This window comes from Streptomyces sp. NPDC014907 (assembly GCF_055562975.1).
Genome location: NZ_JBVHEG010000007.1, coordinates 142,157 through 161,884 on the forward strand (window position 1 = coordinate 142,157; position 19,728 = coordinate 161,884).

A 19,728-nucleotide genomic window follows, 5' to 3' on the forward strand; every position below is an offset into this window, starting at 1 on the left:
CCGCCCCCGCACACGCGAGGAGGGGCCCGGCGCGCGTCCCGCGCACCGGGCCCCTCCGGCCGTCCCCGCCGCCGGCTACCGGCCGCCGGGCCGCACCAGACCGCTCTCGTACGCGTACACCGCGGCCTGCACCCGGTCCCGCAGCCGCAGCTTCGTCAGCACGTGGCCCACGTGCGTCTTCACCGTCGTCTCGCTGACGAACAGGTCCGCCGCGATCTCCGCGTTCGACAGGCCCCGCGCCACCAGCTTCAGCACTTCCATCTCACGGTCGGTCAGGGTGCTCAGCGTGTCCGGCACCCGCTCCTCGCCCGTCGGCAGGTGCGCCGAGTACTTGTCGAGCAGCCGGCGCGTGACCGACGGCGCCAGCATCGCCTCGCCCGCGGCCACCACCCGGATCGCCTGCACCAGCTCGTTCGCCGGGGCGTCCTTCAGGAGGAAGCCGCTGGCACCGGCCCGCAGCGCCTCCACCACGTACTCGTCCAGGTCGAAGGTGGTCAGCACCAGCACCTTCGCCGGACCGTCCCGGTCCGGGCCGGTGATCCGCCGGGTCGCCTCCACCCCGTCCATCCGGGGCATCCGGATGTCCATCAGCACCACGTCCGGCTGGAGCGCGCGCACCTGGTCCTGCGCCTGGAGACCGTCCCCGGCCTCGCCCACCACCACGATGTCCTGCTCCGCCTCCAGGATCATCCGGAAGCCGGTGCGCAGCAGCGGCTGGTCGTCGACCAGGAGGACGCGGATCGTCACAGGGGCTCCTTCACGGGGCGGGGCACACGGGGCGGGCCGGCCCCCTACGGCGCGGGCGGGGCCGGGTCCATTCTGCCCTGCCCCGATCCGCCCGGCTCCGGCGGGCGCACCGCGGTGATCTCCAGCGGATAGGCCGGGGGAGTCCCGCCGAACTCCGGGCAGACCGCCCGGTGGTCGCACCAGCCGCACAGCTTCGTCGGGCGCGGCCGCCAGTCGCCCGTCTCCGTCGCCAGCCGGATGGCCTCCCACAGCGCCAGCAGCTTCCGCTCCACCCGCAGCAGGTCCGCCTCCACCGGGTCGTACGTCAGCACCTCCCCGCTGCCCAGGTACACCAGCTGGAGCCGCCTCGGGACCACGCCCCTCAGCCGCCGGACCACCAGCGCGTAGAAGGTCATCTGGAACAGGGCGCCGTCCCGGTACTCCGGCCGGGGCGCCCTGCCCGTCTTGTAGTCGACGATCCGCACGTCACCCGCGGGCGTCACGTCGATCCGGTCGATCACCCCGCGCAGCCGCAGCCCCGAGTCCAGCTCCGTCTCCACGAACAGCTCGCGCTCGGCCGGCTCCAGACGGGTCGGGTCCTCCAGCGTGAACCACCGCTCGACCAGCTGCTCCGCCTCCTCCAGCCAGACCGCGAGCCGCTCGCCGTCCGGGTCCTCCGCGAACAGCTCGCCCAGCTCGGGCCTGGACTCCAGGAGCCGCTCCCACTGGCCCGGGACCATCGCCCTCGCGCGCGGCGCCGTACGCTCCTCCGCCGGATCGTCGAACAGCCGCTCCAGGACGGCGTGCACCAGCGTGCCCCGGGTGGCCGCCGGGCTCGGCTTCTCCGGCAGCCGGTCGATCACCCGGAACCGGTACAGCAGCGGGCACTGCATGAAATCGCTCGCCCGGGAGGGCGACAACGACATGGGCGTCCGGGCCGCCGCCGGCACCTGCTCGCTCGTACTCATGACCCCGACCCTACGACCCGCCACCGACAGCGAGCCGCATACCATCGACCCGGGACCCCGTCGCACTGCATGATCGAACCGTGACGCACCGACGCGGGTCACACCACGCGACGAAAGGAACCCGTGAACCAGGACGAGCCCAAGCCGCAGCGGACCGAGGAGCCCGGCGGAGGCATCCTCATGGGCCGGCCCTTCGGCGTGCCCGTCTACGTCGCTCCCAGCTGGTTCCTCGTCGCCGCCCTCATCACCTGGGTGTTCGGCGACCAGATCGACCGCGTCCTGCCCGACCTCGGTGCCGCCCGCTACCTCGTCTCCCTCTTCTTCGCCGTCGCCTTCTACGCCTCCGTGCTCGTCCACGAACTGGCCCACACGATCGCCGCGCTCCGCTTCAAGCTGCCCGTGCGCCGCATCCAGCTCCAGTTCTTCGGAGGCGTCTCCGAGATCGAGAAGGAGAGCGAGAGCCCCGGCCGCGAGTTCGTCCTCGCCTTCGTCGGCCCCCTCCTCTCCCTCGTCCTCGCGGGCCTGTTCTACCTCTCCCTGTACGCCGTGGAACCCGGCACCGTCCCCGGCGTCCTCCTCGCCGGCCTGATGATCTCCAACCTGATCGTCGCCGTCTTCAACCTGCTCCCCGGCCTCCCGCTCGACGGCGGCCGGATGCTCCGCGCCGTCGTCTGGAAGATCACCGGCAGGCCCATGAGCGGCACCGTCGCCGCCGCCTGGGCCGGCCGCGTCCTCGCCGTCCTCGTCCTCGTCGGCCTGCCCCTGCTCACCCGCACCGGGCTCCTCGGCAACTCCACCGAGGAGATCGGCGGCTTCGAGACCGTCACCGACGCCCTGCTCGCCGCGATCCTCGCCGCGATCATCTGGACCGGCGCGGGCAACAGCCTCCGCATGGCCCGTCTCCGCGAACACCTGCCCGAGCTCCGCGCCCGCTCCCTCACCCGGCGGGCCATCCCCGTGGAGCCCGCCACCCCGCTCTCCGAGGCCCTCCGCCGCGCCAACGAGGCCGGTGCCCGCGCCCTCGTGGTGGTCGACGCCACCGGCGACCCCACCGCACTCGTCCGCGAGGCCGCCATCGCGGCGGTACCGCAGCACCGGCGCCCCTGGGTCGCCGTCGGCACCCTCGCCCAGGACCTCACCGACGGCATGCGCGTCCCGGCCGAACTCGCCGGGCAGCCCCTCCTCGACCACCTCCGCGCCAGCCCGGCCACCGAGTACCTGGTCGTCGAGGAGACCGGCGAGATCTACGGCGTCCTCTCCACCGCGGACGTCGAGCGGGCCTTCGTCCGGGCCATGGCACGACCCGGTTCATAACCCCGGTACTCTGGTCGTATGTCCGAACCGACCGGTGCCGCCCGCCGACGCGGGCCCTTCAAGGTCGGGGACCAGGTTCAGCTGACCGACCCCAAGGGCCGTCACTACACGTTCACGCTCGAAGAGGGAAAGAACTTCCACACCCACAAGGGTTCTTTTCCGCACGACGAACTGATCGGCGCCCCCGAGGGCAGCGTTGTCCGCACCACCGGAAACGTCGCCTACCTCGCGCTGCGCCCCCTGCTCCCCGACTACGTCCTGTCCATGCCCCGCGGCGCCGCCGTGGTCTACCCGAAGGACGCGGGGCAGATCCTGGCCTTCGCCGACATCTTCCCCGGCGCGCGCGTCGTCGAGGCGGGTGTGGGCTCCGGCTCGCTCAGCAGCTTCCTGCTCCGCGCCATCGGCGACAGCGGCATGCTGCACTCCTACGAGCGCCGCGAGGACTTCGCCGAGATCGCCAGGGGCAACGTCGAGCGCTACTTCGGCGGTCCCCACCCCGCGTGGCGGCTGACCGTCGGCGACCTCCAGGACAACCTCTCCGACACCGACGTCGACCGCGTCATCCTGGACATGCTCGCCCCCTGGGAGTGCCTGGAGGCCGTCTCCAAGGCCCTCGTCCCCGGCGGCATCCTCTGCTGCTACGTGGCGACGACCACCCAGCTCGCCCGCACCGTGGAGTCCATCCGCGAGTTCGGCTGCTACGCCGAGCCGCAGCCCTGGGAGTCCATGATCCGCAACTGGCACGTCGAGGGCCTCGCCGTCCGGCCCGACCACCGCATGATCGGCCACACCGGCTTCCTCGTCACCGCCCGCCGCCTCGCGGACGGGGTCGAGCCCCCGATGCGCCGCCGCCGCCCCGCCAAGGGCGCGTACGGCGAGGACTACGAGGGCCCCAACAAGGGCTGACGTCCCGACATCCGCACGACGCCGTCCCCGAGTTCCCCGCCCCGGCGGGGAACTCGGGGACGGCGTTCTCGTGTTCGAGGCGGCCGGGCGGCCCCGGCCCCCGTGTGTTCCGCCCCCCTGCGGCGTGTGGCACGATGCCGGGAAACCCGCCGCGCCACCCCACAGGAGACGTCTCGCGTGCAGCTCCCCGCCGCCCCGGACCTCACCACCCTCGCGCACACCCGTGCCGGGCCGGTGCACTGGCTGGCCACCGCCGCCGCGACCGCCGCGGTCGTCGGCCTGGCGGGCCTGTTCCAGCCCGGTCCCGCCGGAGCCTCCGCCACCCCGGCCGCCGCCCCGCGTCCGGCCGCCGCCCCCGAGGCCGCCGGGGCCGCCTACCCCCTGGAGTGCGGGAAGGACCCCCGCACGGTCGCGAAGCGGGCCTCCGGGGACCTCGACGGGGACGGGAACCCCGAGACCGTCGCGGTCGTGCGCTGCGAACCCGGCTTCGGCACCCCGCCGAGCGGCGTCTACGTCCTCACCCGCGGCAGGGGAGCGGGCGCACCCGCGCGCGTGGTGGCCACCCTCGTCGAGCCCGGCCTCCACAAGAACGTCACCGAGCTGGCCGTACGGGACGGAGCGGTGCTCGCCACCCTGCTCGGCTACTCGTCCCCCGACGTCCCCCGCTGCTGCCCGGACGAGGAGGAGCGGGTCGGCTGGCGCTGGCAGGGGGGCGCCTTCGTCCGTTCCGGCGACAGCGGCGCGCGCGGCGCCTGATCCCGGCCCACGGCCTCCCGGCCCGCCGGCACCCGGCCACGGCCTCCCGGCACCCGGCCACGGCCTCCCGGTCCGCCCGTCCGCCGTTCCCGGGACGGTCCGCCCTCAGTCCGCGTCGGGGCCGTACACCTCGACCTTGTCGGCGACCCGGCGGACGTGGATGCAGTCGCCCGGGCACTCCTTCGCGGAGTCCACCACGTCCTGGAGCAGCGGCAGCGGCACCGGGGTGGTGGCGCCGGTGTCCTGGAGGAGCTCGTCGTCGGGGCTCTTCACATAGGCGAGCCCGTCGATGTCCAGCTCGAACACCTCGGGGGCGTACTGCGCGCAGATCCCGTCCCCGGTGCACAGGTCCTGGTCGATCCAGACCTCGAGCGCCTCGCCGGCGCCCGTCGCCGGAGCCTCGTTCTGCACGGTCATTTCTCCTGCCGTTTCCGCTTCGCGCGATAAGTCGGGCCACCCGTGGCGGGTGTTGGCCACAGACGACGATACAACCGCCCGCTTTCAGACGGTGAAGGGTGGGTATTCCCCTGGCGAGAGGGGAAGCGCAAGGGTGAAGATCGGAGACACCCCGGAGTCTTTTTGATCTAGGGGTTTCAATCACCACCCACGCAGGTAGGGTCAGGAAGCGTCCAGCTCCCCTTGGAGGAGGTGAGGACCGTGGCAGCCCACGACGACGACATCAACCGCGGCATCCGGCCGGGGCGAGGGTCTGAGGACCCCGCCGGCCAGGTTGCCTATCTCGAGCAGGAAATCGCCGTCCTGCGCCGCAAGCTCGCCGACTCTCCGCGTCACACGAGGATTCTCGAGGAGCGGATCGTCGAGCTGCAGACCAACCTGGCCGGAGTGTCCGCGCAGAACGAACGTCTCGCGAACACGCTCCGTGAGGCCCGCGACCAGATCGTGGCCCTCAAGGAGGAGGTCGACCGGCTCGCGCAGCCGCCGGCCGGCTTCGGTGTCTTCCTGCAGGCCAACGAGGACGGCACGTGCGACATCTTCACCGGTGGCCGCAAGCTCCGGGTGAACGTCAGCCCGAGCGTCGAGCTCGACGGGCTCAAGCGCGGCCAGGAAGTCATGCTCAACGAAGCGCTCAACGTGGTCGAGGCCATGGAGTTCGAGCGCGCCGGCGACATCGTCACCCTCAAGGAGATCCTGGAGGACGGCGAGCGCGCCCTGGTGGTCGGGCACACCGACGAGGAGAGGGTGGTGAGGCTCGCCGAGCCCCTGCTGGGCATCACCATCCGCTCGGGCGACGCCCTGCTGCTCGACTCCCGCTCCGGCTACGTCTACGAGGTGGTCCCCAAGAGCGAGGTCGAGGAACTCGTCCTCGAAGAGGTCCCGGACGTCGACTACGAGAAGATCGGCGGCCTGGGCAACCAGATCGAACTGATCCGTGACGCGGTCGAGCTCCCGTACCTCTACCCGGACCTCTTCAAGGAGCACGAACTGCGGCCGCCCAAGGGCATCCTGCTCTACGGGCCGCCCGGCTGCGGCAAGACGCTGATCGCGAAGGCCGTCGCCAACTCCCTGGCCAAGAAGGTCGCCGAGGTGACCGGCCGGCCCGCGGGGAAGTCCTACTTCCTCAACATCAAGGGACCCGAACTCCTCAACAAGTACGTCGGTGAGACCGAGCGGCACATCCGCCTCGTCTTCCAGCGTGCCCGGGAGAAGGCGAGCGAGGGCACCCCCGTCATCGTCTTCTTCGACGAGATGGAATCCCTCTTCCGCACCCGTGGCTCCGGTGTCAGCTCGGACGTGGAGAACACCATCGTCCCCCAGCTGCTCGCCGAGATCGACGGTGTGGAGGGCCTGGAGAACGTCATCGTCATCGGCGCCTCCAACCGCGAGGACATGATCGACCCCGCGATCCTGCGGCCCGGCCGGCTCGACGTCAAGATCAAGATCGAGCGTCCGGACGCGGAGGCGGCGAAGGACATCTTCGCCAAGTACCTCACGGGCAACCTGCCGCTGCACGAGGACGACGTCTCCGAGCACGCCGGTTCCAAGGCCGCCGCCGCCCACGGAATGATCCAGTCCGTGGTCGAGCAGATGTACGCGGAATCCGAGGAGAACCGCTTCCTCGAAGTCACGTACGCCAACGGCGACAAGGAAGTCCTGTACTTCAAGGACTTCAACTCCGGCGCGATGATCCAGAACATCGTGGACCGGGCCAAGAAGATGGCCATCAAGGACTTCCTCGACCACAACCAGAAGGGCATCCGGGTCTCCCACCTCCTCCAGGCGTGCGTGGACGAGTTCAAGGAGAACGAGGACCTGCCCAACACCACCAACCCGGACGACTGGGCCCGCATCTCCGGAAAGAAGGGCGAGCGGATCGTGTTCATCCGTACGCTCGTCACCGGAAAGCAGGGCGCGGACACCGGACGCTCCATCGACACGGTGGCCAATACCGGCCAGTACCTGTAGAACGCCCGCCGGCTGCGGATGTCCGGAAAACGGGCATCCGCAGCCGTCGCATTCCACCCGGTGTTTCTCCGGCAGCGCGGGGAAATACCTCGAACGATCTCCCCACGAGCGCGGAGCCGATCTAGGCTCTTCGGTACCGCCGAGTCGCGCACAGTGAGCGCCGCCGGGCAAGGAGGGCCGCATGACCGTACGGCGAGTAATGGGCATCGAGACGGAATACGGGATCTCCGTCCCGGGACATCCGAACGCCAATGCCATGCTCACCTCGTCCCAGATCGTCAACGCCTACGCGGCGGCGATGCACCGGGCGCGCCGCGCCCGCTGGGACTTCGAGGAGGAGAACCCGCTGCGGGACGCCCGGGGCTTCGACCTCGCCCGCGAGGTGGCCGACTCCAGCCAGCTCACCGACGAGGACATCGGCCTCGCCAACGTGATCCTCACCAACGGGGCCCGCCTCTACGTGGACCACGCCCATCCGGAGTACAGCTCGCCCGAGGTGACCAACCCGCGCGACGCCGTCCTCTGGGACAAGGCCGGCGAGCGGATCATGGCCGAGGCGGCCGAGCGCGCCGCCCAGCTCCCCGGGGCCCAGCCCATCCACCTCTACAAGAACAACACGGACAACAAGGGCGCCTCCTACGGCACGCACGAGAACTACCTGATGAAGCGGGAGACCCCCTTCTCGGACATCGTGCGCCACCTCACCCCCTTCTTCGTCTCCCGCCAGGTCGTCACCGGGGCGGGCCGGGTCGGCATCGGCCAGGACGGGCGGGAGGACGGCTTCCAGATCAGCCAGCGCGCCGACTACTTCGAGGTCGAGGTGGGCCTGGAGACCACCCTCAAACGGCCCATCATCAACACCCGGGACGAGCCGCACGCCGACGCCGAGCGCTACCGCCGCCTGCACGTGATCATCGGCGACGCCAACCTGTCGGAGATCTCGACCTACCTCAAGCTGGGCACCACCGCGCTGGTCCTGTCGATGATCGAGGACGGCTTCATCACCGTCGACCTCTCCGTCGACCAGCCGGTGCGCACCCTCCACCAGGTCTCGCACGACCCGTCGCTCCAGTACCTCGTCCCCCTCCGCAGCGGCCGCACGCTCACCGCCGTCCAGCTCCAGATGGAGTACTTCGAGCTGGCCAGGAAGTACGTGGACGAGCGGTACGGCAGCGACGCGGACGAGCAGACGAAGGACGTCCTCGGCCGCTGGGAGGACACCCTCAACCGGCTCGAGAACGACCCGATGAGCCTGGCCGGCGAACTCGACTGGGTCGCGAAGCGGGAGCTGATGGAGGGCTACCGCCGCCGCGACGGCCTCGACTGGGACGCCGCCCGGCTGCACCTGGTCGACCTCCAGTACGCCGACGTGCGCCCCGACAAGGGCCTCTACAACCGTCTGGCGGCACGCGGACGCATGAAGCGGCTCCTGGACGAGTCCGAGGTGGAGCGGGCCGAGACGGCTCCTCCCGAGGACACCAGGGCCTACTTCCGGGGACGCTGCCTGGCGCAGTACGCCGACGACGTCGCCGCGGCCTCCTGGGACTCCGTGATCTTCGACCTGCCCGGCCGGGACTCCCTCCAGCGCGTCCCCACCCTGGAACCGCTGCGGGGCACCAAGGCGCACGTGAAGTCGCTCCTGGACCGCTGCCGTACGGCCGAGGAACTGGTGCGCGTGCTCTCGGGCGAATGAACAGGGGGCCCGGGACGGGCCTGAAACGCCCCGGTGCTGGGAATCATGGAATCAGCGCCCGGGCGTTGTGGAAACCACGAGGCCGAAGTCGGACCCGACCTATAGGGTCTGATCTTGTAAGGACTCAACCGAGCGGGCCGATTCGAGCGGGGTGAGGGATATGGCGACCAAGGACACCGGCGGCGGACAGCAGAAGGCGACGCGTTCCACGGAGGAGGTCGAGGAGACCACCACGGAGGCGAGCTCCGACCTCCAGGAGCGCCAGGAGAAGCTGAGCGAGGACGTGGACTCCGTCCTCGACGAGATCGACGACGTGCTCGAGGAGAACGCCGAGGACTTCGTGCGCTCCTTCGTCCAAAAGGGCGGCGAGTAACCGCTTCGCACACCTGTCGTCCTCCGTCCCCGGAGCCCCGGAGAAAGCCGTGGGCCCGGGGACGGGTGACAGGCTGTGGCACGGGTAAGGTCCGTGCACAGCAAGCAAGATCGGCCCGCGCGCCCCACGGCGGTCCGACTCTCCCACCCGGAAGGAATCGCGTGGAAGCCAACCCTCGTAGCACCGGGCGTCTGCCGGCGGCCTTCCTGACGCCGGGCTCGTCCTCGTTCATGGACTTCCTGTCCGCGCACGCGCCGGAACACCTGCCCGGCAACCGGAGGCTGCCGGAGGGCGTCGTCGAGGCCCCTCACGGCACCACCATCGTGGCCGCCACGTTCCCCGGCGGGGTGGTGCTGGCCGGCGACCGCCGCGCCACCATGGGGAACATGATCGCGCAGCGGGACATCGAGAAGGTGTTCCCGGCCGACGAGTACTCCGCGGTCGGCATCGCCGGCACCGCCGGCCTGGCGGTGGAGATGGTCAAGCTCTTCCAGCTGGAGCTGGAGCACTTCGAGAAGGTGGAGGGCACCACGCTCTCCCTGGAGGGCAAGGCGAACCGCCTGTCCACCATGATCCGGGGCAACCTCGGCATGGCCATGCAGGGCCTCGCCGTCGTCCCGCTCTTCGCCGGCTGGGACGAGGGCAGGGAGAAGGGCCGGATCTTCTCCTACGACGTGACCGGCGGCCGCTCCGAGGAGCACGGCTTCGCCGCCACCGGATCGGGCTCGATCTTCGCGCGCGGCTCGATGAAGAAGCTCTACCGCGACGACCTGAACGAGCAGCAGGCCACCACGCTGGTCGTGCAGGCGCTCTACGACGCGGCGGACGACGACTCCGCGACCGGCGGCCCCGACATGGCCCGCAGGATCTTCCCCATCGTCACCGTCATCACCGACGAGGGCTTCCGCAGGCTCAGCGAGGCCGAGTCCTCAGCGCTGGCCCGATCGGTCACCGAGCGACGCCTCGAGCAGCCCGACGGGCCGCGCGCCGCCCTGCTCTGACCACCCGTCGCTCCAGAAGCCCAGAAGAAAGGGACGGACCGCCGGTGTCCACTCCGTTCTACGTCTCACCCCAGCAGGCCATGGCCGACCGGGCCGAGTACGCCCGCAAGGGCATCGCCCGGGGCCGCAGCCTCGTCGTCCTCCAGTACGCCGACGGCATCGTCTTCGTCGGCGAGAACCCGTCCCGCGCCCTGCACAAGTTCAGCGAGATCTACGACCGGATCGGCTTCGCGGCCGCCGGAAAGTACAACGAGTACGAGAACCTCCGCATCGGCGGCGTGCGCTACGCCGACCTGCGGGGCTACACCTACGACCGGGGCGACGTCACCGCGCGCGGCCTGGCCAACGTCTACGCGCAGACCCTCGGCACCATCTTCTCCAGCGCGGGGGAGAAGCCGTACGAGGTGGAGCTGGTCGTCGCCGAGGTCGGCACCGAGCCGGAGGGCGACCAGATCTACCGGCTGCCGCACGACGGCTCGATCGTCGACGAGCACGGCTCGGTGGCGGTCGGCGGCAACGCGGAGCAGATCGGCTCCTTCCTGGACCAGCGGCACCGGGACGGCATGTCCCTGGCCGAGGCCCTGAAGCTGGCCGTGCAGGCGCTCTCGCGGGACACCAACGGCAGCGAGCGGGACATCCCCGCCGAGCGCCTGGAGGTGGCGGTCCTGGACCGCACGCGTCCGCAGCAGCGCAAGTTCAAGCGGATCGTCGGCCGGCAGCTGTCGCGCCTCCTGGAGGCGGACAACGCGGCGGTGGCGAAGACGGACGAGCCCTCCGACGAGGCTCCCGAGGAGTAGGCGGTACCGCCCCAGGGGTCCCGGCGCGCGCGAGCGGGCCGGGACCCTTCGCGTGTCCGCGCCCCTCGCCCGCCGTGCCCGTGCCCGCGGTGCCCCGTGCCCGCCGTGCCCGGTGCCTTCGCGTGTCCGTGCCCCGTGTCCGCCGTGCCCCTGCCCTCGCGCCTCCCGCCGTGTTCCGCCGCGCGTCCGGGAAGCGGCTCAGGCGGCCGGCGCGGGGCCGGAGGAGCCGCGGGGGACCAGGGAGACCGGCAGCAGGTCCGGCCGTGCGGGCTCGCCCGCGAGGACGGCGAGGAGGGCGGCCATGCCCCGCTCCCCGATGCGTTCGGCGGGCAGGGCGACGGTGGTCAGTTCGGGCTCGACGGCGGTCGCGAGCGCCAGGTCGTCGAAGCCGGTGACCGAGACGTCCTCGGGGACGCGCAGCCCGCGCCGCCGCAGGGCCTTGCAGGCGCCCGCCGCCAGGATGTCGTCGTCGCACACCAGGGCGGTGGGGCGGGGCCCCGGCGCGTCGAGGGCCCGCTCGGTGGCGGCCGTCGCGCCGTGCACGTCCAGCGGGGCGCGGACGGTCCGCACCGACACGCCGTCCCCGGCCAGGGCGTCGGCGAGCGCGGCGGCCCGGACGTCGAAGGTCCAGGAGGGCACGGCCGAGGCGAGGTGGACGAAGCGCCGGTGGCCGAGCGCGAGCAGGTGTCCGGTCACCTGGCGCATGCCGTCGGCGACGTCCAGGTTGACGTGGGCGGCCGCGCTGCCGGCCGGGTCGCTGTCCAGCATCACCAGCGGCAGGTCGGTGCCCCGGAAGGCCTTCAGGGCGTCCGTGGCCATCGAGGAGGCGATCACGCCGTCGAGGGCGGCGCGGGCGGAGGCGAAGGGGTCCTTCGCGGGGCCGATGCCGTCGGGGGAGGGGTACAGGACGACGCCGAAGCCGTGCCGGGCGGCGACGGTCGCGGCCCCGGTGTAGACCCGGGCGAAGAACTCGTTGGTGAGGGCCGGGACGACGAGCAGCGCCGTCCGGGTGCGGCCGAGCCGGAGGTTGCGGGCGGCCAGGTTGGGCCGGTAGCCGAGGCCCCGGGCGGCCTCCCGCACGGTGCCGGCGGTGCGTTCGGAGACCCGGCCGCGCCACTTGTCGCCGAGGACCAGGGAGACCGTGGCCTGCGAGACGCCCGCGGCCCGGGCGACGTCCCGGCTGGTCGGGCGCGTGCCGCCGAGCGGCTCCGGGGTCTGCACACAAGCCTCCGCGTCGGACGGTCGGGGGCGCGGGGTGGACCCGCGCACAGCCGCCATGGTACGTATGGAGGCGGAAGTTATACGTAAAACCTCGGTGGACCCCGGGGTGAGGGGAGACCGGCATGGCCACCGAGGCACCGGCACGCGGGGGCTATCTGGACATACTCCGGGCGCCGCACGCGGCCCGGCTGCTCGCCGGGACGCTCGTGGGGCGCCTGCCCAACGGCACCGGCCCCGTCGCCCTCACCCTCTTCGTCCGCGACCAGGGCGGCAGCTACACCCTCGCGGGCGGCCTCATCGCCGCCTACGGCGTCGCCACGGCCCTCGGCCAGCCCCTCCTGGGCCGCGCCGTCGACCTCAAGGGGCAGCCCCGGGTCCAGCTCCCCGCGGCGGTCCTCTCCGCCCTCGGCATGGCCCTGCTCGCCCTCACCGGCATCGGCCCCCTCGCCGTGGCGTACGCGGCCGTCGTCGTCGCCGGACTCTTCACCCCGCCCCTGGAGGGCGGCCTGCGGGCCCTGTGGCCGAGCGTCCTCGGCCGGGAGGACCGGGTCCACCGCGCGTACGCCCTCGACGCGGTCGCCCAGGAGGTCATGTTCACCGCGGGCCCGCTGCTGCTGACCCTCCTGGTCGCCCTGTGGTCGCCCGCCGCCGCCCTCCTCGTCATCAACGCCCTCGGCGTCCTCGGCGCCCTCGCCGTGGTCCTCTCCGCCCCCTCCCGCGCCTGGCGCTCCGCGCCCCGCGAGGCCCACTGGCTGGGCGCCCTGCGTTCGCCCGGCCTCCTCGCCCTCCTCGGCTCCTTCTTCTTCGTCGGCCTCGCCCTCGGCTCCATCACCGTCGCCGCCGTCGCCTACGCCGACGACCGGAACGCCCCCGCCGTCTACGGCTGGCTGATGGCCGCCCTCGGCCTCGGCGCCCTCCTCGGCGGCGTCGCCTACGGCGCCCGGCAGTGGGCGGGGGCTCCCGAGAAGCGCCTGCGCGTCCTCGTCCTGCTCCTCGCGGTCTGCTACCTGCCGCTCGTCCTCGTCCCCGGACCCGTCGCCATGACGGGCCTCTCGGTCCTCTCCGGGGTCTTCCTGGCCCCCGCCCTCGCCTGCGCCTTCATCGTGGTCGACCGCCACGCGCCGCGCGGCACCGTGACCGAGGCCTTCTCCTGGCTCGTCACCACCTTCGGCGTCGGCTCCGCCCTCGGCTCCGCCGTCGCCGGGCCGACCGTCGAACTCGCGGGGACCGCCTCCGGTTTCGCCGTCGCCGGGGCGGGCGGTCTCGCCGCCCTCCTCGTCCTCCTGGCGACGGCCCGCGTCCTGGCCGCCCCGGCGGCCCCCGGCACCGGCGCGCGACACGCCGTCGACGGGGAAGGCTCCACCGCCGTACACACCGAAAAGAACGCGCCCTGTTCAGAAAATGATCGAAACGGGAACGTCCAACCCGGTTTCAGCACAGGCCCTCAGGCGTAATGTTCAGACATGGACCGCCGCATTTTCGGGCTGGAGAACGAGTACGGCGTCACGTGCACGTTCAGGGGACAGCGCCGACTGTCTCCTGACGAAGTGGCGCGCTACCTCTTCCGCCGTGTCGTGTCATGGGGCCGCAGCAGCAATGTCTTCCTGCGGAACGGTGCCCGTCTGTACCTCGACGTGGGTTCGCATCCGGAGTACGCCACACCGGAATGCGACGACGTGACCGAACTGGTCACCCACGACAAGGCCGGCGAGCGCATTCTCGAAGGACTGCTCGTCGACGCCGAACGCCGCCTGCACGAGGAGGGAATCGCGGGCGACGTCTACCTCTTCAAGAACAACACCGACTCGGCCGGAAACTCCTACGGCTGCCACGAGAACTATCTCGTCGCCCGGCACGGGGAGTTCTCCCGGCTCGCGGACATCCTCATTCCGTTCCTCGTCACCCGGCAGCTCATCTGCGGCGCGGGTAAGGTCCTCCAGACCCCGCGGGGCGCGGTCTACTGCGTCTCCCAGCGCGCCGAGCACATCTGGGAGGGCGTCAGTTCCGCCACCACCCGGTCCCGGCCCATCATCAACACCCGGGACGAGCCGCACGCCGACGCCGAGCGCTACCGCCGGCTGCACGTCATCGTCGGCGACTCGAACATGTCCGAGACGACCACGCTGCTCAAGGTCGGCGCCACCGACCTCGTGCTCCGCATGATCGAGGCCGGCACCGTGATGCGCGACCTGACCCTGGAGAACCCCATCCGGGCGATCCGCGAGGTCAGCCACGACATCACCGGCCAGCGCAAGGTCCGGCTCGCCAGCGGCCGCGAGGCCTCCGCCCTGGAGGTCCAGCGCGAGTACTACGACAAGGCCGTCGACTTCGTGGACCGCCGGGGCATCCGGACCGGGACGGTCGCCCAGGTCCTGGAGCTCTGGGGCCGTACGCTCGACGCGATCGAGGCCGAGGCGCTGGACCGCATCGAGACCGAGATCGACTGGGTCATGAAGTACAAGCTCATCGAGCGGTACCGGGCCAAGCACAACATGACCATGTCGAACCCGAGGGTCGCGCAGATAGACCTCGCCTACCACGACATCCACCGCCGTCGTGGGCTGTACTACCTGCTGCAGAGGAACGGGCAGGCGGCCCGGATCTGCAACGACCTGAAGATCTTCGAGGGCAAGTCGGTGCCCCCGCAGACCACGCGGGCCAGGCTCCGCGGCGACTTCATCCGCCGCGCCCAGGAGCAGCGGCGGGACTTCACCGTCGACTGGGTCCACCTCAAGCTGAACGACCAGGCGCAGCGGACGGTGTTGTGCAAGGACCCGTTCCGCTCCGTCGACGACCGGGTGGAGAAGCTGATCGCCGGGATGTAGGACCGGTCGCACGAAGCAGCGGGGCCCCGCACGTTCGGCGTGCGGGGCCCCCTGCGTCTCGGGGGCACCCCCTAGAGTGTCGGGACAACCACTGTGCCGTCTGAGATCTGAGGAACACGTGCGCCGACTTGCCGGCCTTCTCGTCGTCCCGCTGCTGCTGCTCTCCACAGCGGCGTGCGGCAGCGACACCAAGGGCTCCGAATCCGCCTCCACCGCCTCGATGACGAACGGACTGCCCGCCATCACCGCGGGACAGAAGTTCGGGGAGAAGCCGACCCTCGCCAAGGGCGAGGGCGATCCGCCCAAGGAACTCAAGGTCAACGTCATCAGCGAGGGCAAGGGCCAGGTGACGAAGAAGGGCGACGCGCTCCAGGTGAACTACCTGGGCCAGGCCTGGGACTCCACCAAGCCCTTCGACAACAGCTTCGACCGGGGCCAGCCCTTCGACCTGACGCTGGGCGCCGGCCAGGTCATCAAGGGCTGGGACCAGGGCCTGGAGGGCCAGAAGGTCGGCAGCCGCATCGAGATCGGCATCCCGCCGGAGCTCGGCTACGGCGCGCAGGGGCAGGGCGACATCAAGCCCAACGCCACCCTCGTCTTCGTCGTGGACATCCTGAAGGCCGTCACGATCCCGAAGACCGCCGAGGGCACCGAGGTCGCCCAGGAGAACAAGGACCTGCCCAAGGTCGGGACGAACACCGACGGCAAGGCCCCCTCCCTGACGGTCCCCAAGAGCGCCGCGCCGGCCAAGCTGGTCTCGAACTACGTGATCGAGGGCAAGGGCGAGGCCGTCAAGGCCACCGACACCGTCGTCGTGAACTACGTCGCCGCCCTCTGGAAGGACGGCAAGGTGTTCGACTCGACGTACACCGCGGGCAAGCCCGCGAACTTCCCGCTGCCCCAGCTCACGCTGAAGGGCCTCAAGGACGGTCTCGTCGGCAAGAAGATCGGCAGCCGCGTCCTCATCGTGGCCCCGCCGTCCGAGGCGTTCGGGGACCAGGAGAAGCAGGGCATCCCGAAGAACTCCACGCTGGTCTTCGCCGTGGACATCCTGACGAAGATGTAAGACTGTCCCGTTCGCGCAGTTCAGCAGTGTTCAGCATGAGGAGCAGTTCAGTGAGCATCGAGAAGCCCGAGGTCGACTTCCCGGGCGGCGAGCCGCCGAAGGACCTGGAGATCAAGGACGTCTGGGAGGGCGACGGCGAGGTCGCCGGGGCCGGCGACTTCGTGAAGGTCCACTACGTGGGCGTGTCCTTCGACTCCGGCGAGGAGTTCGACGCCTCCTGGAACCGCGGCGCCCCGCTCGACTTCCAGCTCGGTGTCGGCCAGGTCATCCAGGGCTGGGACCAGGGCGTCCAGGGCATGAAGGTCGGCGGCCGTCGCCAGCTGATCATCCCCGCGCACCTCGCCTACGGCGACCGCGGTGCCGGCGGCAAGATCGGTCCGGGCGAGACGCTGATCTTCGTCTGCGACCTCGTGGGCGTCACCAAGCGCTGACCCGGTACCCGGCCGGGCGCGGTCCCGGCCGGTGAGGGGCCCCGAGGGCCCCCGCCGTCCACGGCGGGGGCCCTCGGCTTTTGTCCCGGCACTCCGGGACGGTACGGTCGGACGTCCGAGAAGTGGAACCGGCTGAAGAGGTGCAGGGCGTCGATGGCGATTGCCAAGTCCGAGCGGCTGATGAATCTCGCGCTGTGCCTGCTCGGGACGCGCCGCCCGCTGAGCAAGCGCGAGTTGCGCGGCTCCATCGAGGCGTACCTCGAGGCGAGCGGCGAGGACGCCTTCAACCGCATGTTCGAGCGCGACAAGGACGACCTCCGCGAGCTCGGTCTCGTCATCGAGACCGTCGAGAACCTGGAGGGCGAGACCGGCTACCTCGCCCGGCGCGACTCCAACCGGCTGCCGCCCATCACCCTCGACGCCGAGGAGGCCGCCGCGCTCGGCCTCGCCGCCAGGGTCTGGCAGCAGGCCCGCCTCGCCGGGGCCGCCAGCGGCGCCCTCCAGAAGCTCCGCGCCGCCGGCATGCCCGAGGCGGAGGACTCGTACGACACCCACCCCAGCGCCCTCGAACCGCGCATCCCGGTGCACGAGGCCGCCTTCGAGCCCCTCATGCTGGCCTGCCGCGACCGGCGCCCCGTCGTCTTCGACTACCGCAAGGCCAACGCCGCGCGTCCCGGGACCCGCCACGTGGAGCCCTGGACCCTCGAGTGCTGGCGCGGGCACTGGTACCTCGCGGGCTGGGACCGCGACCGCGGCGCCGAGCGCGTCTTCCGGCTCTCCCGGATCACCGGCAAGGTCCGCTCCCGGGCCGGTGCCTTCACCGCGCCCGTGCCCGACGTCGTCACCGTCCGCGAGACCGTCGAGAGCTGGGCCGGCGAGACCGCCACCCGCTCCGCGCGCATCCGCCTCCGCGCGGGGAGCGGCTATCCGCTGCGGGCCCGCGCCCAGTCCGTACGGGAGGGCGCCGACGGCTGGGACGAGCTGGAGATCCCGTACGGGCACGGCCTCGACGCCTGGCTCGTCGAGTTCGGCCCCGACGTCGTCGTACTGGAACCGGCCGATCTGCGGGCCGACGTGGTGGAGCGGCTGCGCGCCGTGGCCAAGGGCTGAGGGGAAGACGGACGCATGGCTGCCAACGCGATCGACCAGACGAGGCGGATGCTCTCCCTCGTCACCTACCTCCGCGAGCGCCCCGGCGCCCACGTCGCCGACGTGGCGCGCGCCTTCGGGATCACCGAGGACGAGCTGATCTCCGACCTGGACGTGCTGCCCATGTGCGGCACCAGTTTCCGGGGCGGCGACCTCCTCGACATCGACACCGACGGCGACCGGATCTGGTGGCACAACCCCGACGACGTCGCCGCCCCGCTGCGGCTGGCCGCCGACGAGGCGACCGCCCTGCTCGTCGCCGCCCGCGCCGTCGCCACCCTGCCGGGGCTCCGCGAGAGCGACCGGGAGGCGCTGCTCCGCGCCACCGCCAAGCTGGAGGCCGCGGCCGGCGAGGCCGCCGGGGCCAGCTCCCGGCTCTCGGTGACCTTCGAGTCCGAGGGCGGGGTCTTCGCCGAGGTCGACCGGGCGATCTCCGAGCGCCGCCGGCTGTGGGTGCGGTACTACTCGCCGGCGCGCGACGAGCTGACCGAGCGCGAGGTGGACCCGATCCGGCTCTTCGCCGTCGGCCACACCTACATGGAGGCGTGGTGCCGCCTCTCCGAGGCGCGCCGCACCTTCCGGCTCGACCGGGTCGCGGAGATCCGCATCCTCGACGAGCCCGCCGCGCCCCCGGAGCTGGAGCTGCGGGACCTCTCCGAAGGCCTGGTCCATCCTTCCGCCGACGACCCCGAGGTCGTGGTCGAGGTCGGTCCCGGCGGCCGCTGGGTCGCCGAGTACTACCCGCACGACCGGGCCGACGAGCTGGAGGACGGCGGGCTGCGGATCACCCTGCGGACACCGGACCCCGCCTCGCTGCGCCGGCTCGCGCTCCGGCTCGGCAGCGACGGGCGGATCGTCGCCCCGGCCGCGCTCGCCGACAGCGCCAGGACGGCGGCGGCCGCCGCGCTCGCCGCGTACGAAGGCGGGTGAGACGGTCGCGGGGACGGGCCGGACCCTCCCCGCGTCCCCGGCCCCCGCGGCGCTCCGCGGACGCGGACGCCCGCGCGGGCGGGGTTCGTCCCGCCGGGGAAGACGGTGACGGCGGGACGCCGGATGCGAGAGAGATGAGGTAGATGTCCGTGATGCACGGTTTTGCGGCAACGATGGCGCCGGTCCTCTTCAAGGCCGCCTGCCCCGACTGCCGCTCCCGTTTCGAACTCTCGGCGAGCGCCCTGCGCCTCGCCATCGGGGCCAGCCGCCGCACCACCTTCTACTCGTTCACCTGCCCCGAGTGCGGAAGCTCCGTCCGCAAGCCCGCCGGCGAACGCATCGTCGAACTCCTCACCGGGGGCGGCGTCCGGACGCTGCGCCTCCACACCACCGTCTGAACGTCCCGTCGCCCAGCGTCTAGGCTCGCCCCATGTTCTGGCCCATGCTCGCCATCGCCCTCGGCTTCCTCGGCCTCGCCGTGCTCGGCGTCCTCGCCGTCAGGGTCTTCACGGAGGTCCGGCGCCTCGGCCGCCAGGTGGCCCTCACCACCCAGCGGATCACCCGGGCCGCCGAGGACCTCGAAACGGCCGCCACCGACCTCGCCCGGACCGGCGAGACGCTCCGCTGAACCCGTGCCGTACGCTGCCGGAAAAGGCCGCCGCCGGGGATCGCGGGACGCAACCGGGAGTACGCACGGGCATTGCCCCGCGTTTACTCCTGCGGGTTACGATCGCAGACAGCGCGGTGGCCGGACGCCTGTCCGATCCGCCGGGCACGCACCTCCATGTCGCCTCGGTGAAGAAGGTAAACAGCTATGGGTAGGCTCGGCCCCACCGAGATCATTCTCATCCTCGTCGTCATCATCCTGCTGTTCGGCGCCAAGAAGCTCCCGGACATGGCCCGCTCCCTCGGGAAGTCGGCCCGCATCCTCAAGAGCGAGGCCAAGGCGATGAAGGCGGAGGACCAGCAGAGCGCCCCCGCCGACCCGCCGCACCCCGGGACCGCGACCGGAACGCCGGACCAGACCGTCCCGCGCACCATCCAGGCCGCTCCCGGCGACGTGACCAGCGCGCGTCCCGTCGCCGAGCCCACGGACACCACCAAGCGCTGACCCGGTCCGCCGCGGCTGCCGCACCGTGCGGCGGCCG

21 protein-coding genes are annotated in these 19,728 nt (G+C 71.7%); 17 read left to right on the forward strand and 4 right to left on the reverse strand.

What is annotated here, in order from left to right; translation table 11 throughout:
* Window positions 1–75: 75 nt before the first annotated feature.
* Window positions 76–747: a response regulator gene (locus ACZ3IL_RS20095; RefSeq protein WP_467391776.1), complete on the reverse strand. Its 672-nt coding sequence runs from the start codon at window positions 745–747 to the stop codon at window positions 76–78.
* 44 nt (window positions 748–791) lie between these two features.
* Complete coding sequence (locus ACZ3IL_RS20100) at window positions 792–1,694, reverse strand: RecB family exonuclease (RefSeq protein WP_467391777.1); 903 nt, start codon at window positions 1,692–1,694, stop codon at window positions 792–794.
* A 180-nt stretch (window positions 1,695–1,874) separates the two neighbouring features.
* Between ACZ3IL_RS20100 and ACZ3IL_RS20105 the strand changes: the two genes are divergently transcribed.
* From ACZ3IL_RS20105 to ACZ3IL_RS20115, 3 genes are all read left to right on the forward strand, one after another.
* Window positions 1,875–3,008, forward strand: a complete 1,134-nt coding sequence (locus tag ACZ3IL_RS20105; RefSeq protein WP_467392050.1) for a site-2 protease family protein — start codon at window positions 1,875–1,877, stop codon at window positions 3,006–3,008.
* 18 nt (window positions 3,009–3,026) lie between these two features.
* Complete coding sequence (locus ACZ3IL_RS20110) at window positions 3,027–3,914, forward strand: tRNA (adenine-N1)-methyltransferase (protein WP_467391778.1); 888 nt, start codon at window positions 3,027–3,029, stop codon at window positions 3,912–3,914.
* 177 nt (window positions 3,915–4,091) lie between these two features.
* Window positions 4,092–4,670, forward strand: coding sequence for a hypothetical protein (locus tag ACZ3IL_RS20115; RefSeq protein ID WP_467391779.1), 579 nt, complete (start codon window positions 4,092–4,094; stop codon window positions 4,668–4,670).
* A gap of 105 nt (window positions 4,671–4,775) precedes the next feature.
* Here the strand turns inward: ACZ3IL_RS20115 and ACZ3IL_RS20120 are convergent, their stop codons facing one another.
* Window positions 4,776–5,087, reverse strand: a complete 312-nt coding sequence (locus ACZ3IL_RS20120; RefSeq protein WP_467391780.1) for a ferredoxin — start codon at window positions 5,085–5,087, stop codon at window positions 4,776–4,778.
* A 240-nt stretch (window positions 5,088–5,327) separates the two neighbouring features.
* Between ACZ3IL_RS20120 and arc the strand changes: the two genes are divergently transcribed.
* The 5 genes from arc to prcA all read left to right on the forward strand — a co-directional run bounded on the left by arc (window position 5,328) and on the right by prcA (window position 10,958).
* Window positions 5,328–7,094, forward strand: a complete 1,767-nt coding sequence (gene arc / locus ACZ3IL_RS20125) for a proteasome ATPase (protein WP_467391781.1) — start codon at window positions 5,328–5,330, stop codon at window positions 7,092–7,094.
* Between the two features lie 181 nt (window positions 7,095–7,275).
* Window positions 7,276–8,787, forward strand: coding sequence for a depupylase/deamidase Dop (gene dop, locus ACZ3IL_RS20130; protein ID WP_467391782.1), 1,512 nt, complete (start codon window positions 7,276–7,278; stop codon window positions 8,785–8,787).
* A 160-nt stretch (window positions 8,788–8,947) separates the two neighbouring features.
* Window positions 8,948–9,160 carry a ubiquitin-like protein Pup gene (locus ACZ3IL_RS20135; protein ID WP_030213091.1) on the forward strand — a complete coding sequence of 71 codons (213 nt, stop codon included), beginning with the start codon at window positions 8,948–8,950 and terminating at the stop codon, window positions 9,158–9,160.
* A 161-nt stretch (window positions 9,161–9,321) separates the two neighbouring features.
* Window positions 9,322–10,161, forward strand: coding sequence for a proteasome subunit beta (prcB, locus tag ACZ3IL_RS20140; protein ID WP_467391783.1), 840 nt, complete (start codon window positions 9,322–9,324; stop codon window positions 10,159–10,161).
* A 44-nt stretch (window positions 10,162–10,205) separates the two neighbouring features.
* A complete protein-coding gene (gene prcA, locus ACZ3IL_RS20145; protein WP_388693700.1) occupies window positions 10,206–10,958 on the forward strand; it encodes a proteasome subunit alpha in 753 nt (250 codons plus the stop codon).
* Between the two features lie 198 nt (window positions 10,959–11,156).
* Here the strand turns inward: prcA and ACZ3IL_RS20150 are convergent, their stop codons facing one another.
* A complete protein-coding gene (locus tag ACZ3IL_RS20150) occupies window positions 11,157–12,179 on the reverse strand; it encodes a LacI family DNA-binding transcriptional regulator (protein WP_467391784.1) in 1,023 nt (340 codons plus the stop codon).
* A gap of 122 nt (window positions 12,180–12,301) precedes the next feature.
* Between ACZ3IL_RS20150 and ACZ3IL_RS20155 the strand changes: the two genes are divergently transcribed.
* From ACZ3IL_RS20155 to tatA, 9 genes are all read left to right on the forward strand, one after another.
* Window positions 12,302–13,633, forward strand: coding sequence for an MFS transporter (locus ACZ3IL_RS20155; RefSeq protein ID WP_467391785.1), 1,332 nt, complete (start codon window positions 12,302–12,304; stop codon window positions 13,631–13,633).
* Window positions 13,634–13,642: 9 nt separating this feature from the next.
* Window positions 13,643–15,004, forward strand: coding sequence for a Pup--protein ligase (gene pafA, locus ACZ3IL_RS20160; protein ID WP_467391786.1), 1,362 nt, complete (start codon window positions 13,643–13,645; stop codon window positions 15,002–15,004).
* A gap of 118 nt (window positions 15,005–15,122) precedes the next feature.
* Window positions 15,123–16,070: an FKBP-type peptidyl-prolyl cis-trans isomerase gene (locus tag ACZ3IL_RS20165; RefSeq protein ID WP_467391787.1), complete on the forward strand. Its 948-nt coding sequence runs from the start codon at window positions 15,123–15,125 to the stop codon at window positions 16,068–16,070.
* Between the two features lie 50 nt (window positions 16,071–16,120).
* Window positions 16,121–16,501 carry an FKBP-type peptidyl-prolyl cis-trans isomerase gene (locus ACZ3IL_RS20170; RefSeq protein WP_388693692.1) on the forward strand — a complete coding sequence of 127 codons (381 nt, stop codon included), beginning with the start codon at window positions 16,121–16,123 and terminating at the stop codon, window positions 16,499–16,501.
* Between the two features lie 153 nt (window positions 16,502–16,654).
* A complete protein-coding gene (locus ACZ3IL_RS20175) occupies window positions 16,655–17,611 on the forward strand; it encodes a helix-turn-helix transcriptional regulator (RefSeq protein WP_467391788.1) in 957 nt (318 codons plus the stop codon).
* Between the two features lie 15 nt (window positions 17,612–17,626).
* On the forward strand, window positions 17,627–18,580 hold the full coding sequence (locus ACZ3IL_RS20180) for a helix-turn-helix transcriptional regulator (RefSeq protein WP_467391789.1): 954 nt from the start codon (window positions 17,627–17,629) through the stop codon (window positions 18,578–18,580).
* A gap of 152 nt (window positions 18,581–18,732) precedes the next feature.
* Complete coding sequence (locus tag ACZ3IL_RS20185; RefSeq protein WP_376592161.1) at window positions 18,733–18,978, forward strand: CpXC domain-containing protein; 246 nt, start codon at window positions 18,733–18,735, stop codon at window positions 18,976–18,978.
* A 32-nt stretch (window positions 18,979–19,010) separates the two neighbouring features.
* Window positions 19,011–19,208, forward strand: coding sequence for a hypothetical protein (locus ACZ3IL_RS20190; RefSeq protein WP_467391790.1), 198 nt, complete (start codon window positions 19,011–19,013; stop codon window positions 19,206–19,208).
* Between the two features lie 186 nt (window positions 19,209–19,394).
* Complete coding sequence (gene tatA / locus ACZ3IL_RS20195) at window positions 19,395–19,691, forward strand: Sec-independent protein translocase subunit TatA (protein ID WP_467391791.1); 297 nt, start codon at window positions 19,395–19,397, stop codon at window positions 19,689–19,691.
* Window positions 19,692–19,728 lie beyond the last annotated feature (37 nt).

Coding starts and splice junctions, on each gene's coding strand:
- ACZ3IL_RS20180 (WP_467391789.1), top strand. CDS start 17,627: ATGGCTGCCAACGCGATCGACCAGACGAGGCGGATGCTCTCCCTCGTC.
- ACZ3IL_RS20110 (WP_467391778.1), top strand. CDS start 3,027: ATGTCCGAACCGACCGGTGCCGCCCGCCGACGCGGGCCCTTCAAGGTC.
- ACZ3IL_RS20105 (WP_467392050.1), top strand. CDS start 1,875: ATGGGCCGGCCCTTCGGCGTGCCCGTCTACGTCGCTCCCAGCTGGTTC.
- dop (WP_467391782.1), top strand. CDS start 7,276: ATGACCGTACGGCGAGTAATGGGCATCGAGACGGAATACGGGATCTCC.
- ACZ3IL_RS20175 (WP_467391788.1), top strand. CDS start 16,655: ATGGCGATTGCCAAGTCCGAGCGGCTGATGAATCTCGCGCTGTGCCTG.
- pafA (WP_467391786.1), top strand. CDS start 13,643: ATGGACCGCCGCATTTTCGGGCTGGAGAACGAGTACGGCGTCACGTGC.
- ACZ3IL_RS20190 (WP_467391790.1), top strand. CDS start 19,011: ATGTTCTGGCCCATGCTCGCCATCGCCCTCGGCTTCCTCGGCCTCGCC.
- ACZ3IL_RS20135 (WP_030213091.1), top strand. CDS start 8,948: ATGGCGACCAAGGACACCGGCGGCGGACAGCAGAAGGCGACGCGTTCC.
- tatA (WP_467391791.1), top strand. CDS start 19,395: ATGGGTAGGCTCGGCCCCACCGAGATCATTCTCATCCTCGTCGTCATC.
- ACZ3IL_RS20185 (WP_376592161.1), top strand. CDS start 18,733: ATGCACGGTTTTGCGGCAACGATGGCGCCGGTCCTCTTCAAGGCCGCC.
- ACZ3IL_RS20100 (WP_467391777.1), bottom strand. CDS start 1,694: ATGAGTACGAGCGAGCAGGTGCCGGCGGCGGCCCGGACGCCCATGTCG.
- ACZ3IL_RS20120 (WP_467391780.1), bottom strand. CDS start 5,087: ATGACCGTGCAGAACGAGGCTCCGGCGACGGGCGCCGGCGAGGCGCTC.
- ACZ3IL_RS20155 (WP_467391785.1), top strand. CDS start 12,302: ATGGCCACCGAGGCACCGGCACGCGGGGGCTATCTGGACATACTCCGG.